This window comes from Mesorhizobium sp. LNHC232B00, assembly GCF_000502435.1.
GTDB classification, from domain to species: domain Bacteria; phylum Pseudomonadota; class Alphaproteobacteria; order Rhizobiales; family Rhizobiaceae; genus Mesorhizobium; species Mesorhizobium opportunistum.
In genome coordinates this window covers 407,596-422,014 of sequence record NZ_AYWP01000002.1, presented here as the reverse complement: position 1 = coordinate 422,014, position 14,419 = coordinate 407,596, and the positions used below count along the sequence as shown (strand labels likewise).

12 protein-coding genes are annotated in these 14,419 nt (G+C 63.2%); 3 read left to right on the top strand and 9 right to left on the bottom strand.

The genetic code is table 11. The features are described from left to right. Window position 1: 1 nt before the first annotated feature. The 8 genes from X743_RS164520 to X743_RS164555 form a co-directional block, all read right to left on the bottom strand. The gene (locus tag X743_RS164520) at window positions 2–2,257 is read right to left on the bottom strand and encodes a transglycosylase domain-containing protein (protein ID WP_023764024.1); all 2,256 of its coding nucleotides are present in this window, start codon (window positions 2,255–2,257) and stop codon (window positions 2–4) included. Window positions 2,258–2,362: 105 nt separating this feature from the next. Continuing rightward, window positions 2,363–3,352: a hypothetical protein gene (locus tag X743_RS164525; protein ID WP_032922870.1), complete on the bottom strand. Its 990-nt coding sequence runs from the start codon at window positions 3,350–3,352 to the stop codon at window positions 2,363–2,365. Window positions 3,353–3,555: 203 nt separating this feature from the next. Then, window positions 3,556–4,470, bottom strand: a complete 915-nt coding sequence (locus X743_RS164530) for a hypothetical protein (protein ID WP_023764022.1) — start codon at window positions 4,468–4,470, stop codon at window positions 3,556–3,558. 35 nt (window positions 4,471–4,505) lie between these two features. Next, window positions 4,506–4,652 (bottom strand): hypothetical protein, encoded by a 147-nt coding sequence (locus tag X743_RS1000000170325; RefSeq protein WP_013892968.1) that lies wholly within the window; start codon window positions 4,650–4,652, stop codon window positions 4,506–4,508. 25 nt (window positions 4,653–4,677) lie between these two features. After that, window positions 4,678–4,932, bottom strand: a complete 255-nt coding sequence (locus X743_RS164540) for a GlsB/YeaQ/YmgE family stress response membrane protein (protein ID WP_023764021.1) — start codon at window positions 4,930–4,932, stop codon at window positions 4,678–4,680. A gap of 258 nt (window positions 4,933–5,190) precedes the next feature. Next, window positions 5,191–5,391 carry a hypothetical protein gene (locus X743_RS164545; protein ID WP_023764020.1) on the bottom strand — a complete coding sequence of 67 codons (201 nt, stop codon included), beginning with the start codon at window positions 5,389–5,391 and terminating at the stop codon, window positions 5,191–5,193. Window positions 5,392–5,486: 95 nt separating this feature from the next. Next, entirely contained in the window at window positions 5,487–6,107 is a 621-nt protein-coding gene (locus tag X743_RS164550; protein WP_023764019.1) for a ribonuclease D, read from the bottom strand. A gap of 78 nt (window positions 6,108–6,185) precedes the next feature. Continuing rightward, window positions 6,186–7,571 carry a M20/M25/M40 family metallo-hydrolase gene (locus X743_RS164555; RefSeq protein ID WP_023764018.1) on the bottom strand — a complete coding sequence of 462 codons (1,386 nt, stop codon included), beginning with the start codon at window positions 7,569–7,571 and terminating at the stop codon, window positions 6,186–6,188. Window positions 7,572–7,991: 420 nt separating this feature from the next. Between X743_RS164555 and polA the strand changes: the two genes are divergently transcribed. Together polA and X743_RS164565 are read left to right on the top strand one after the other, a co-directional pair. Then, a complete protein-coding gene (gene polA / locus X743_RS164560) occupies window positions 7,992–10,937 on the top strand; it encodes a DNA polymerase I (RefSeq protein ID WP_023764017.1) in 2,946 nt (981 codons plus the stop codon). Between the two features lie 7 nt (window positions 10,938–10,944). Next, a complete protein-coding gene (locus X743_RS164565; RefSeq protein WP_031257428.1) occupies window positions 10,945–11,412 on the top strand; it encodes a macro domain-containing protein in 468 nt (155 codons plus the stop codon). Between the two features lies 1 nt (window position 11,413). Here the strand turns inward: X743_RS164565 and X743_RS164570 are convergent, their stop codons facing one another. After that, entirely contained in the window at window positions 11,414–11,818 is a 405-nt protein-coding gene (locus X743_RS164570) for a Fur family transcriptional regulator (RefSeq protein WP_023764015.1), read from the bottom strand. Window positions 11,819–12,062: 244 nt separating this feature from the next. On the opposite strand from X743_RS164570, the gene X743_RS164575 reads away from it, so the two are divergent. Then, window positions 12,063–14,264: a caspase family protein gene (locus tag X743_RS164575; RefSeq protein WP_198028409.1), complete on the top strand. Its 2,202-nt coding sequence runs from the start codon at window positions 12,063–12,065 to the stop codon at window positions 14,262–14,264. Window positions 14,265–14,419 lie beyond the last annotated feature (155 nt).

Genomic DNA, 14,419 nt, shown 5'->3' with positions numbered 1-14,419 from the left:
CTCAACCCCCGCCGAGGATGTCGAGGATCGAGGTCTGCCGCTTCTTCAACGGACCACCGACGCTGCCTGGCGGCACGGGATGTCCGACCGAGGCCGTGGTGCCATCATCCGCCGGCATGCTGAAGCCATCCGCATCGACAGTCTGGGCAGGCCGCGCCGCGCGAACCGGCGCGGCCGCTTGTGCGGCAGGCGCCTGCTGGACCGACGCGGAAGGAACCGGCGCCGGCTGGTTGTTGCCGGCCGACGGTATCTCGTCGGGTACGATCGTGTCGGGCGGCGTCGATTTCCAGGTGCCGGGCAGCGGCCGCACCGGCACACCCTCATGCGCGGCGACCATAAACTCGTGCCATGCCTGCGCCGGAAGCGCACCGCCGGTGACCTTCTTCATCGGGCTGCCGTCATCATTGCCGAACCACACACCTGTGGTCAGATTGGCGGTGTAGCCGACGAACCAGGCGTCGCGTGAATTCTGGCTCGTGCCGGTCTTGCCGGCCGACGGCCAGGCAAAGGCTGCCTTCTTCGCGGTGCCGATCTCGACGGTGCCGGTCATCATCGAATTCATCATGCCGACGATCTCGGGCTTGACGACACGCGGCGCGCTGCCGCCACCGCTGTCGTACAGCACTTTGCCGTCGGCGGTTGTGATGCGGCGGATGAAGTGGATGTCCGGCTTGTACCCACCATTGGCGAAAGGCACATAGGCCGAGGTCAGTTCCAGCGGCGTCACTTCCGACGTGCCGAGCGCGATCGAGGTGTTGGACTGCAGATCGGATTGCACGCCCATGCGGTGCGCCGCCTCGACCACCGCGTTCGGCCCGACCTCCATGGTCAATTGCGCGGCGACGGAGTTCAGCGACTTCGCCAAGGCGGTCGCCAGCGTCACCTTGCCAAAATACTTGCCGCCGTAATTGTCGGGCGTCCAGTTGCCGATCTTGATTGGCGCATCGTTGCGTACGCTGTCGGGCGTACGGCCGGCTTCGAGCGCCGCCATATAGACGAACGGCTTGAACGCCGAGCCCGGCTGGCGGCGTGCCTCGGAGGCGCGGTCGAACTGGCTGGTCGAGTAATCGTAGCCGCCGACCATGGCGCGCACCGCGCCGGAATCGTCGATCGACACCAGCGCGCCCTGGGTGACGTTGAGCTTCTTGCCGCTGCCGTCGATCAGCCTGCGGATCGACTGTTCGGCCAGCTTCTGCAGGTTCAGGTCGACAGTGCTATCGATGACGATGTCGCCGCGCACGTCGCCGATCAGGTCGGGCAGTTCTTCCATGATGGTGTCGGCAACGTAGTTTTCCGACCCGGTCCAATAGGACGGCGAGCGCGTCGCCGGCGCGCTCAGCGCGGTCTTGAACTCCTTCTCGCTGATCTTGCCCTCCTCGCGCATGGCGGCGAGCACGAGCTGCGATCGCTCCTCGGCAGCCTTCGGATCGCGCGCCGGCGACAGCCGCGACGGGGCTTTCAGCAAGCCGGCAAGCAATGCCGCTTCCGACAGGGTGACGTCGCGCGCGCTCTTGCCGAAATAGCGCCGGGAAGCCGCTTCGACGCCATAGGCGCCGGAACCGAAATAGACCCGGTTGAGATACATTTCGAGGATCTGGTCCTTGCTGTGCTTGTGCTCCAGCCACAGCGCCAGCAGCACCTCCTGCACCTTGCGCTCCAGCGTTCGGTCGGGCGTCAGGAACAGGTTTTTGGCCAATTGCTGGGTTAGCGTCGAACCGCCTTGCGAGAAATGCCCGCCGATGACGTTGGTCACCATGGCGCGCGACAGGCCGATCGGGTCGATGCCGAAATGCGAATAGAAACGGCGATCCTCGATAGCGATCACCGCCTCGGGAATATAGGGCGACATTTCGTGCAGGCCGACCGCCTCGCCGCCGCTCATGCCGCGATTGGCGAGCAACTGGCTGTCGGCCGAGACGATCTTGATGTTGGGGGCGCGGTCCGGGATCGACCAGGTGGTGGCCGCCGGCATCTTGGCGCCGTAATAGACGACGACGCCCGCCACCGCGATGCCGCCCCAGATGGCGAGCACGAAGCACCAATAAAACAGCCGGCCAAACACGCCGAACAGGCCGCGCCGGCTTCTGCCACGCCCACCGCGCGACGACTTCGCCTTCGACGATTTGCGCTTTGCGGAGGCTTTGCGGTTGCTCGGCACGACGCGATCCTCTTCGCTCACCGAAAGACCCGGCTGGGATCGCGCCTGTCGCGGTCCCTCGAAACTCGGTTCGATGCGGTTGTCCCTGCGGTTCGCCATGCGCTGCGCTGTCTGTCCCCGGTGCCTATGGCGCTCCGGTTGAAGAGTAGATGCGGCGATTTAAGGGCGGGTTAAAGCAGGGTTTATGCACCCTTTTGAAATTCCTTACGATTTTCTAAATTCGTTACCGCCCGTCACCGCTATGAGAGAGAAAAAGGCCAGTGCCTGCTCCTCGCAGGTCACCGCCACGACGCTGTTCGACCGGTCGATGTCGAGGCCTTTCGGGCCGCCTTCCTCGATGCTGGCTCTGCCGCGCTGAAAAATTTCCTCATCGAGCACGGCGACCGAACGCGACGGGCGGCGATGCCCGGTCCAATCGCCATTGCTGGCATAGACATGCACCGCCGGGCTGCCCGCGTCGGCGACGAGGATGTGCCGGTCGTCATCGGTAAAGCGCAGGCCATGCGGAAAGCCGGCGTCCTGCAGGATGCCGGTGGGCTCGCTGTCGAGCCCAAGCGATGGCGAGATCCGGTAAAGCTTGACGTCCCGGGTACCGTGGCTGCTCACGGCAATCCACCGGCCGTCATGGTTGAGCGCGATGCCGTCGGGAATGTCCAGCCCATTCCTGAGCAATGGCCGGTTCCTGATCGTCCGGTAGCCCAGCCAGCGGACAGCCACATGCCGGGTGACCAGATGCGTGTAATTGTTGCAGACCAGCAGGCTGATGCGGCCGCCGGACTGACGCCGGACGACGACCGAGCCCGGTGTGTTAAGTTTGCAAAAGGGCTTGCCGTTGATCCGGCGAACGGCCGTGATTTCCCGATGCTGCCCCGCCATGCTTTCCACCGGCAGTTCGAACACCGCAAGCTTCCCGTCGCGGTTGGCCACCACCAAGGTCCGGTCATCGATGAAGTCCAGCCCATGCACCTCGCCGATGCTCTCCGATCTCAGCTCCATGAAATCATGGATCGTGACATCGGGACCACCCGGCCCCATCCCGACATCGACACGCAGGACCAGGCACCGCTTGCGCGCGAAGGCCGCGATCGCCAGCAGCCGATTGTCCGGCGAAAAGCGCAGGTCCTCGGTTCTTCCGATTGCTGAAAGGGCCGCCCGCACCGCTTCACTGGCCTTGAAGCCGATCTGGGGTGTCATGATGTGCTTTTCGTCCAGATCGAACGCGGGAAATACTCGGTTTGCACCCGCCGGCGAATCTCCAACCCGTTTTGATGTCATGCTAGAGACCCGCTGCCTTTGCCAGATAGCCCTTGAATTTCAGGCCGCCAGCCATGCTCTTTGTGCCTATCGGTCAAGGCCGTCCGCCATCTGCACATCGAGCGGCATGAAGACCCCCATTTTCAGATCGGCTCGAACGTCACATCCGGCTGGTCGGGGCCGCCGGCTTGCCGCAGCAAGGCAACCAAGTGTTCGCGCCTGTCGACCGGCTGTTTTCGCCAGTTCGATGCATTCGTTATGTGCAGCCAGCCGTCGACAGACATGAAAAAGTCCTCATGCCGATCATCCCCCTCGCCGAAGCGGACCAAGGTGTCCTGCGTGAACCGGATCGACGCCGGATCCATCGACCGGTAAAGCACCGGCCAGTTGCCGCCGCCCGAATCCATGTGAAACTTGTAGCTCGGGGCGAAATCCAGCGGTCGCCGCAGCAGGCTCCCGTCGAAGAAGCAGAAGGCGGGCCACAGGAACCAGCCGCCTAGCGTCGGCGTATCGCGCCGCACGCTGCCGTAGGCGCTCTTGCCCTCGAGCCGGTCACGGATGGAAAAGGCTTGCGTGGGAAAGATATCATGGTCGATGAAGCCGAAGAGCTTCGGGCCGAAACCGGTCACGAAGTTCCGCACGATCCAGTTCAGCGCCTGGCCGTGCGATCTGGAGACGACAAGCCTGTTCTTCGGCAAGGCGACATAGGGGACCTGCTGGCGACGGCAGAGGTCGCGGATCGCCTCCCTTGCCTCGTCCTTCTTGCTGTTGTCGAAGACGATGTAGCTCTCATGTTCGGCCAGGTATCGGCGCACGAGATGGATCTGCCACTCGATCACATCGGGCCGGTTGAAGGCCACGGTGGCGACGACCGCGTTGCGGAATGCCTGTTGTCGCCCCTGCAATTCGCTGACCGGCGCGGCAGTCCGCAGGAAGCGAAATGTCCGCCAGTGATAGCGTAGCAGCGCTTCGCGCCTTGGCGGCCTGTTCAGCCGCTCCCATTCCGCCACGCTAATCCTGGGCGGATCGTCGCCCTCCGGCGCGTTGGAAGCCCCCATGTCGCGCTCCTGCATCCGCCAAATCAACGGCGGGTTCAGTTCTGCTGGATCGAAATGCCCTTGTCGTCGATCTTGAGTTCGACGCCTTTCGGCTTGGTCTGCTCTCGGTAGACATAGACGCCAAGCGCGATGACCACGACGGCGAGCGCGCCAATGATGAGATAGAGCGTATTCTGTTTCATGCCGCGCTCTTTCCGATGTCGAGCCTCAGGCTCGTTTCAGCACCTTCACCAGCACCAGCAGGATAATAGCGCCGATCGTGGCATGGATGATGGAAGCGATGACGCCGCCGCCGATGGAAAAGCCGATCCGCGGGAAAAGCCAGCCGGCGATGAACGCGCCGACGATGCCGACGATGATGTTGCCGATCAGGCCGAAGCCGAAACCCGAGACGACGAGGCCGGCAAGCCAGCCGGCGATGGCACCAACGATGATGAAGACGAGAAGGCTTTCGACACCCATAGCGATTTCCTCCGAGCAAGAGGGCGAACGCGGAGCGGAAAGCTCCGAATCGGCCTCGATATCAAGGGCTTCAAGCTATGCGAAAGCAGCCGGCCTCGCCAGCGGCGCGCTCACTGGAGCATGATCCCGAAAAGTGGGAACCAGTTTTTCAGAAAAGATGGTGCTCCAACAAAGGGATAGAGCAATTCCAGGAAAGCTGTGAGCCGGTTTTCCCGGGAAAAGCGCGTAGCGCTGTGGCTTGGGGATTGCGTCAAAAACCTAATCGTCATCGTCGCTGGCGGCGGGCCGCCAACTGGTCGGCTCGACCTTTCTTTGCGTGTGGCTGTCGGTGTAGACCCACCAGCCGTCGTCGCGATATTGCGCGATGGATTCGTTCAGCACACCGTCGCTGTCCTTCCAGGTAACGCTGACCTTGGAGCCGTCGGTCGGCGCGGTCGCAATGGGCTTTCGGTCGACCATGTCATCCCCTTCGAACCGACTAACTGAGCCGACAGAACGCGACGGCTTGCACGTGGTTCCAAACTGCTCCGGCGACGCAAGTTGCGCGAGGCCGGTCAGCTGTGAGCGAAGATATCCTCTTCGCCCCAGCCCATCAGGTCAAGCTTGGCCCGCGTCGGCAGGAAGCGGAAACAGGCATCGGCCTCCTTGGTCCGCCCGTCGCGTGCCAGCCGCCCGGCAAGGACATCGCGCAACCGGTGCAGATAGAGCACATCGGAAGCGGCATATTCGAGCTGTTCGGGCGACAGTGTTTCCGCCGCCCAGTCCGACGATTGCTGCGCCTTGGAGAGGCCGACGCCGAGAAGCTCGAAGCAGATGTCCTTCAGCCCGTGACGGTCGGTATAGGTACGGGTCAGCCGCGAGGCGATCTTGGTGCAGAACACCGGCTCGGGCATCACCCCAAACGCATTGTAGAGCACGGCAAGGTCGAAACGCCCGTAATGGAACAGCTTGGCTATGCCGCGGTTCCTGAGCAGGCTGACGAGATTCGGCGCCTTCTTCTGCCCTGGTGCGATCTGGATAACGTCGGCGCTGCCGTCGCCGGGCGAGATCTGCACCACGCACAGCCGGTCGCGATGCGGGTTGAGGCCCAGCGTTTCCGTGTCGATGGCCACCGCCCCGACATTGTAATGCGTGAGGTCAGGCAGATCATGCTTGTGGAAACGGATATCGGCCATTGTCTTCTCCGGTCGCGGCGTTACCCGTCCTCGCCGCGATCCGGTGAAAAATCAACAAGAAATCTCGTTTTCCGCCGCTCAGCGCGTCAGTGCATCGAGAATGCGTGCCCAGGAGCGCTGGCCCTTGTGGAAGGATGAGAGCTCATATTTCTCGTTGGGCGAATGGATGCGGTCGTCGTCGAGGCCGAAGCCGACCAGCAGCGATTCCATGCCGAGATAGGTCTGGAAGTCGCCCACCACCGGAATGGAGCCGCCGCTGCCGGTCGTCACCGCAGGCTTCGGCCACTCATCGGACAGCGCATTCTTGGCCTTGGCCAGGAATGGCGAGTCATAGGAAAGCTGGATTGCCGGCGAGCCGCCATGCGGGTGGAACTCGACCGAACAGTCGGCCGGAATGCGCTCGCTGACGAATTTCTGGAAGGCTGCGCGGATCTTCTTGGGATCCTGCTTGTGGACGAGGCGGAACGACACCTTCGCCGAGGCTTCCGCCGCGATCACCGTCTTGAACCCCTTGCCGGTATAGCCGCCGATGATGCCGTTGAACTCGGCGGTCGGCCGCGCCCAGGTGAGTTCCAGCACCGAACGGCCTTTTTCCCCCGAAGGGATCGACAGGCCGACAGGCCCGAGGAAGGTCTCGGCCGTCTCGCCAAGCGTCTCCCATGATTTCAGCACCTGCGACGGCGTTTCCTCGACGCCGTCATAGAAGCCGGGGATGGTGATATGGCCATCCTTGTCGTGGATGTCGGCCAGCACCTTGGCCAGGATGCGGATCGGGTTGGCGGCGGCCCCGCCATAGAGGCCGGAATGCAGGTCGCGGTCGGCGGCCTTGACCGTGATCTCCTCGCCGACCAGTCCGCGAAGTCCCACGCAGATCGACGGCGTGTCGCGGTTCCACATGCCGGTATCGCAGACCAGCGCGAAGTCGGCCTTGAGCTCCCCGGCATTGGCTTCGAGGAACGGCTTCAGCGACGGTGAGCCGGACTCTTCCTCGCCCTCGAACAGGATGGTGATGTTGCATGGCAGGTTGCCATGCACCTGCTTCCAGGCGCGGCACGCCTCGACGAAGGTCATCAGCTGGCCCTTGTCGTCGGCCGAGCCACGCCCGGTGATCACCTTGTGGCCAGGCCCGACCTCCTTGATGGCAGGCGCGAACGGGTCGTTCTCCCACAGTTCAATCGGGTCGACCGGCTGTACGTCGTAGTGGCCATAGAACAGCACATGCGGCGAACCCGCCGGCCCGTCATGATGCGCGACGACCATCGGATGTCCGGGCGTGTCACGCACGCTGGCGTCGAAGCCGATCAGCTTCAGTTCCGCCACCAGCCATTCCGCCGCTTTGCGGCAGTCTGCGGCATAGGCCGGATCGGTGGAGATCGACCTGATCCTGAGCAGGCCGAACAGCCGTTCGAGGCTCTGGTCGAGATTCTTGTCGAGGCGGTCGAGGACGGGGGAAATTGCGGACATTTGCTAAGCCTTTCGATTCAGTGCCGGAACCGTAAAGGCAGAGCGGCAAAACGAAAAGCCCGGGACGATTGGACCACGGCCGCGCAGCTATGTCGCAAGGCAAAAAAATGCCGCCGTGGTGGAGGGGAACCACGGCGGCCTTTACTCGAAACGATGCGGCAGCCCGGAGAGGGGGGATAGGCTGCCGCAAGTGTCCGGGATAGGCGGGGGACGGGCCTTGCTCCGGACTTCGGCGAAAATTGCCGATGACTTCTATCTGGGTCTGTGAACGTGGCGATTCAAGGGCACGAGTATTACACTTTTGTAACGTGGCCGTGATCAGGCCGCCTCGACCTGGTTCTGTCAGGGTGTTGCCGGAACCGATATCTGGCGATGTCTTTGGCATGGACCAAGCCGTCGCGCCGCGCTATCCCTGCCGGCATGAAAAAAGGCGATCATCTCTTCCTTGTCGACGGCTCCGGCTACATCTTCCGGGCCTATCACGCGCTGCCGCCGCTGACACGCAAGTCCGACGGCCTGCCGGTCGGCGCCGTTTCCGGTTTCTGCAACATGCTGTGGAAGCTGATGCAGGATGCCCGCAACACCGATGTAGGCATCGTGCCGACGCATTTCGCGGTCATCTTCGACTATTCCTCGAAAACCTTCCGCAATGACCTTTACCCCGAATACAAGGCCAACCGTTCGGCGCCGCCCGAGGATCTGATCCCGCAATTCGGTCTGATCCGCCAGGCGACCCGCGCGTTCAACCTGCCCTGCATCGAGATGGAAGGCTTCGAGGCCGACGATCTCATCGCCACCTATTGCCGGCTGGCCTGCGAGGCCGGCGGCGACACCACCATCATCTCCTCCGACAAGGACCTTATGCAACTGGTCGGTGCCACGGTCGGCATGTATGACCCGATGAAAGATCGCCAGATCGGTGTTCCCGAAGTGATCGAGAAATGGGGCGTGCCGCCGGAAAAGATGGTCGATCTGCAGGCGTTGACCGGCGACTCCGTGGATAACGTTCCCGGCGTGCCCGGCATCGGCCCGAAGACGGCGGCACAACTGCTGGAGCAGTTCGGCGACCTCGACGGGCTGCTGGCCCGGGCCGGCGAGATCAAGCAGGACAAGAGGCGCGAATCGATCATCGCCAACACCGACAAGGCGCGCATCTCGCGCCAGCTGGTGACGCTGAAGAACGACGTGCCGGTGGCCGAGGGCCTGGACGACTTCGTCCTGCACGCACCGGATGGCCCGAAGCTGATCGGTTTCCTCAAGACCATGGAATTCACCTCGCTGACCCGCCGTGTGGCGGAAGCGACCAGCACCGAGGCCGGGGACGTCCAGGCCGTCGCTGTCACCGTCGAACGCGCCGATAGTGCGCATGGGCCGGATGTCGGCGCCGGAGAACCCGTCATGGCCCGAAACGGGGCCGAGCCAAGCGAGTCCAACGGAACCACCGAAACACCAAAGCAGGGCGACACCCCTTCGCTGCTCGCGGCGCTGCGGCTGGAGCGGGCGGCCACCCGCAAGATCGACATATCGGCCTACCAATGCATTCGCGACATCGCGACCTTGAAAGCATGGGTGGCCGAAGCGCGCGAGACTGGCATCGCCGCCTTCGACGTCAGGGCGACGGCGGCCGATCCGATGCAGGCCGAACTGATCGGCATGGCAATGGCGACCGCGCCTGGCCGCGCCGCCTACATTCCCTTTTCCCACAAGAGCGGCAACGGTGACCTGCTCGGCGGCGGTACGCTCGAAAACCAGATCCCTGTTCGCGAGGCGCTAGCGGTGCTGAAACCACTGCTGGAGGACAAATCGGTCCTCAAGATCGCGCAGAACCTGAAATACGATCTCGTCATCATGAGCCGCTATGGCATCGATGTCGCGCCGTTCGACGACACCATGCTGATCTCCTATGTGCTCGATGCCGGCACGCCGCACGGCCACGGCATGGACGCGCTTGCCGACAAATGGCTTGGCCATACCCCTCTCCAGATCAAGGACGTGACCGGCTCCGGCAAGAGCTCGGTCGGTTTCGATCAGGTCGACATCGACAAGGCGACCGCCCACGCCGCCGAGGACGCCGACGTCACGCTTCGGCTCTGGCTGGTGCTGAAGCCCCGGCTTGCCGCCAAGGGCCTGGTGTCGGTCTACGAGCGGCTGGAGCGGCCGCTGGTGCCGGTGCTGGCGCGCATGGAACAGCGCGGCATTTCGGTCGACCGGCAGATCCTGTCCAGGCTGTCGGGCGAACTGGCGCAAGGTGCCGCCCGGCTGGAGGAGGAGATCTACCGGCTCATCGGCGAACGCATCAACATCGGCTCGCCCAAGCAGCTCGGCGACATCCTGTTTGGCCGCATGGGCCTTCCCGGTGGCTCCAAGACGAAGACTGGCCAGTGGTCGACCTCGGCGCAACTTCTGGAAGACCTCGCCGCCGAGGGTCACGAACTGCCGCGCAAGATCGTCGACTGGCGCCAGCTGACCAAGCTGAAATCGACCTATACCGATGCGCTGCCCGGCTTCATCCATCCCGACACCAAACGCGTCCACACTTCCTACGCGCTTGCCGCGACGACAACCGGCCGGCTGTCATCGTCCGACCCGAACCTGCAGAACATTCCCGTGCGCACCGCCGAGGGGCGCAAGATCAGGACCGCCTTCATTGCCGACAAGGGCAACCGGCTGGTCTCGGCCGACTACAGCCAAATCGAGCTCCGCGTGCTCGCGCATGTCGCCGAGATCCCGCAACTGCGGCAGGCCTTCGCCGACGGCGCCGACATCCACGCCATCACCGCCTCGGAAATGTTCAACGTGCCCGTGGAGGGCATGCCTTCGGAAGTCCGCCGCCGCGCCAAGGCGATCAATTTCGGCATTATCTACGGAATCTCCGCCTTCGGCCTCGCCAACCAGCTGTCGATCCCGCGCGAGGAGGCAAGCAACTACATCAAGAAATACTTCGAGCGTTTCCCCGGCATCCGCGACTATATCGAGGAGACCAAGGCCTATGCCCGCGAGCATGGCTTCGTCGAGACGATCTTCGGCCGCCGCATCCACTATCCGGATATAAGATCGTCCAACCCCTCGATCCGCGCATTCAACGAGCGCGCCTCGATCAATGCCCGCCTGCAAGGCACCGCCGCCGACATCATCCGCCGCGCCATGGTGCGCATGGACGAGGCGCTGGAGAAGGCGAAGCTGTCCGCCCGCATGCTTCTTCAAGTGCATGACGAACTGATCTTCGAAACCGTCGACGCGGAAGTCGAGGCGACCATTCCCGTCGTGCGCCATGTCATGGAAAACGCGGCGATGCCGGCTGTATCGATGTCGGTCCCGCTGCACGTCGACGCCCGAGCGGCCAACAACTGGGACGAGGCGCACTGAAAATCCTATGATTGTCTTTGTCGCGGGGGATCTGCTGGCAGCAAAAGAAGATTACATCGCTCAGGGCGTCGCCGAGGGCAATCAGGAGGGGCTTGGCACGGGCCTCGCGCTGAAGATTTCGAAAAAGTGGCCCAATGTACAAGCCGCTTTCAAGAAACACGCGCGGGCAGGTAAATTTACAGGAGGGCAACTCTGGACCCTGAAACCGGAGGGCGATCAGCCCGGCTTTGTCTATCTGGCAACTCAGCCCGATATGTATCACGCCACACTCCCCTTTCTGCGCAAGGCGATTCGGGGGCTTGCCAAGTGGGCTGACAGGAACTTGATAGAATCCGTTGCCTTGCCAAAAATCGGAGCTGGGTTGGGCAAGCTGTCGTGGCAGAACGAAGTCAGACCCCTGCTTGTGGAGTGCCTCACGCCCGGAGCCACGCGATATGTTATCTATGAGACATTCTTGAACGAGTTCGAGACGTAGCTTAAGCCGCCTCAGCCCGGCACTTGGCGCACGTCCCACGAAACTCGATCACCGCCTTCTTGGCGGCGAAGCCGGTCGAGTTGACCCAATCGTTCAGCCGGTGGTCGACATCGTGATCGGACATTTCGGTCACCTGCCCGCATGCGTCGCAGATGGCGAAGGCGGTCATCGAATGGCTGTGGTCGTGCGGTTCGGCACAGGCAACGAAGGAGTTGATGCTTTCCAGCCGGTGCACGAAGCCGGATTTCACCAGCGTGTCGAGTGCACGATAGACCTGCAGCGGGGCGCGGAAGCCCCGCTCACGCAACTGGTCGAGCAAGGTATAGGCGCTGAGCGGCCCACTGGCGGTCTCGAGCTTCTCGAGCACGCACAGTTGGTTTTTCGTCAGCACATCCCTTGCCGCCATGGTTCCGTTCCAACTTGTCTTGCGCCGTTTGCAGGCTGCTTGTTCGAACACACAGCCTGATCCCATTCAGATAGCGACGAACCGCGGTCTTTGCTACTCTTCTGTTGCTGTCCTGGCCGATCGATGACCTGCCGGCACGTTTGGGGATGGCGGGATCGATGGCGAAGCGACATTCAAAATACTGACAAGATCCTCGGCGAGGTTGGCCTCGCTTGGGAAATTCGATCGGGCTTGGGGAAGCAATATGATCAAATTGACACGCCGGACGCTGCTTGTCGGCACGTCGGCGCTGATGGCTGCCGGTACGGTGCCGTTCCGGGCGCTCGCCGCATCGCGCACCTATCATGCGCTGCTGGTGGCATGCACTGAATATCCTGCCCTGCCCCAGAGGAACTGGCTGATCGGGCCGAAGAACGATGCCGGCCTGGTTCACGAATATCTTCTCAAGAACGTGCCCGATCCGGTGCGGTTCGCGCCCGAAAACATTACGCTGCTCGCCAAGGACGTGCCCGGCGCCAAGGGCTTGCCGACCCATGCGGCGATCAAGGCTGCGCTCGCCGATCTTGCCGAGAAAGTGCAGCGCGACGATTTCGTCTATCTGCATTTGTCCGGTCACGGCGCCCAGCAGCCTGCGAGGGTCAAGGGCGACGAGACCGATGGGCTCGATGAGATCTTCCTGCCTGTCGATATCGACAAGTGGATCAACCGCGATGCCGGCGTGCCCAATGCGTTGGCCGACAATGAGATCGGCGACGCGCTGGACGCCATCCGCGACAAGGGCGCCTTTGTCTGGGCGGTGTTCGACTGCTGCCATTCCGGCACTGCGACACGCGCCGTCGAAGTCGACGACGAGATGGAGCGCAAGGTCGAGTTCGCCGATCTGGTCGGCGGCGACGAAGCAGCCCGGGTGGCAGCTCTCAAGACCTATGAGGACACGGTCGCAAGCGCCTCGCGCGGCCTCGACGAAAATGGCGCGCGCAAGCCCGCCTTCAACCTGACGCCGACTGGCGGCGGACCCATCGCCAAGGGCAAGCTGGTCGCCTTCTACGCCGCGCAGACGGTGGAGACGACGCCGGAGATGCCGCTGCCCAAGGGCACCGCGGATGCACCGCGCTTCGGCCTGTTCACCTTCACCATCCTGTCGAAACTGGCCGAGAACCCCAACATCACCTATCGCCAGCTTGGCCAGGCCGTGCTGCAGCAATATTCGGCCGACAGCCGCACCCGGCCGACGCCGCTGTTCGAGGGCGAACTCGACGCGCGCGTCTTCGGCACCGACAAGACGGACGCGGTCATGCAATGGCCAGTCGCCGTCAAGGACGGTGAGGCGACGATCGGCGCCGGCCTGCTGCACCGCCTGACCCCCGGCAGCAAGCTCGCCATCCTGCCCTCGGCGCTGTCGTCGCTGTCGGATGCGGTTGGCTATCTCGAAGTGCAGTCGGCAAAGAACCTGGAAAGCCGCGTCAAGCCAGTCGAGTTCGACAAGAAGCCGGCGCTGAAGCTGGCCGACATTCCAGCGAATTCCTATGCGCGAGTGGCGGAGATCGCCGTCGACTACAAGCTCACAATCGCGCGGCCTGCCGCGACCAGGGGACTTGAGAAGGAAACCGCTCTCGTCAATTCGGTTCTCGACGAGTTGGCCACCGCCAAGGAAACCGGCTTCAACATCGAGCTGGTCGATCCGGGCAAAAGCGCCGAGCTGCGTTTCGCGGTGATGCGCGAGAACGCCATTGCCGGTTCCGCCAAGGACGCGACCGACAAGCCGGCGCTGTGGTTCCTGCCGGCGTCGGGCGATGTGACCCTGAAGGACGGCGGCAAACCGCCGCTGATCATGATCCACCCGGACGATCGCCAGAAACTGGTCGATGCGACGGTCAGGAATTTGCGCACCATCTTCCGCGCCACCGGGCTTTCGCGGCTGGCGGCGGCCTCCGACTACAGGCCAGAGGATGTCGACGTCCAGTTCCAGGTCAAGCGCAGCGACAAGGACGGGCTCGAGCCGTTGCAGGCTTCGGTGGTTCCCCGCGTCTCACCCGGCGACGAGGTGCATGTGCTGGCCAGGAACAGCTCGGACCAGCTGGTCGACATCAACGTGCTTTACGTCGGCAGCGACTATTCGATCACCCACATCGTTGCCGAGCGCCTCGCGCCGCAGGCCACGCTGGAGGAAGGACTGCTGGCCTTCACCGACACCAGTTTCGGCATGGAGCGGATGATCGCGGTGCTGACCGAGGCGCCACCGGAGAGCGAGAAGGAGGATCTGAGCTTCCTGGCGCAGGACGGCGTTGCGTCGATGACGCGCGGGCTGGGCGCCGCCAGCTTCTCCGACATGCTCGCCGATATCGGCATGGCGCCGCCGACCCGCTCGGTGATGCGGCTTGCCGACAAGAGCGGCCCGAAAGGCTCGGTGATGATCTTCCCGATGGAGACGGTGCCGCGCGCCTGAAACTCCGGTGCCAGGGCCGCACGGCCCTGTTGCGCCAGCCCTTGCGCGCCGGCCCTTGCGCGCTTGGCGCGATATGAGAACATTCCCGGCCCCAGCCAAAGGGTGAGCGGCTGATGAAACAGATAGGATCGGTCTTGAGGAACAGTGTTTTTTCC

Coding starts and splice junctions, on each gene's coding strand:
- X743_RS164545 (WP_023764020.1), bottom strand. CDS start 5,391: ATGGTCGACCGAAAGCCCATTGCGACCGCGCCGACCGACGGCTCCAAG.
- X743_RS164570 (WP_023764015.1), bottom strand. CDS start 11,818: ATGGCGGCAAGGGATGTGCTGACGAAAAACCAACTGTGCGTGCTCGAG.
- X743_RS164520 (WP_023764024.1), bottom strand. CDS start 2,257: ATGGCGAACCGCAGGGACAACCGCATCGAACCGAGTTTCGAGGGACCG.
- X743_RS164555 (WP_023764018.1), bottom strand. CDS start 7,571: ATGTCCGCAATTTCCCCCGTCCTCGACCGCCTCGACAAGAATCTCGAC.
- X743_RS164540 (WP_023764021.1), bottom strand. CDS start 4,932: ATGGGTGTCGAAAGCCTTCTCGTCTTCATCATCGTTGGTGCCATCGCC.
- X743_RS164525 (WP_032922870.1), bottom strand. CDS start 3,352: ATGACACCCCAGATCGGCTTCAAGGCCAGTGAAGCGGTGCGGGCGGCC.
- X743_RS1000000170325 (WP_013892968.1), bottom strand. CDS start 4,652: ATGAAACAGAATACGCTCTATCTCATCATTGGCGCGCTCGCCGTCGTG.
- X743_RS164530 (WP_023764022.1), bottom strand. CDS start 4,470: ATGGGGGCTTCCAACGCGCCGGAGGGCGACGATCCGCCCAGGATTAGC.
- X743_RS164550 (WP_023764019.1), bottom strand. CDS start 6,107: ATGGCCGATATCCGTTTCCACAAGCATGATCTGCCTGACCTCACGCAT.
- polA (WP_023764017.1), top strand. CDS start 7,992: ATGAAAAAAGGCGATCATCTCTTCCTTGTCGACGGCTCCGGCTACATC.
- X743_RS164565 (WP_031257428.1), top strand. CDS start 10,945: ATGATTGTCTTTGTCGCGGGGGATCTGCTGGCAGCAAAAGAAGATTAC.
- X743_RS164575 (WP_198028409.1), top strand. CDS start 12,063: ATGATCAAATTGACACGCCGGACGCTGCTTGTCGGCACGTCGGCGCTG.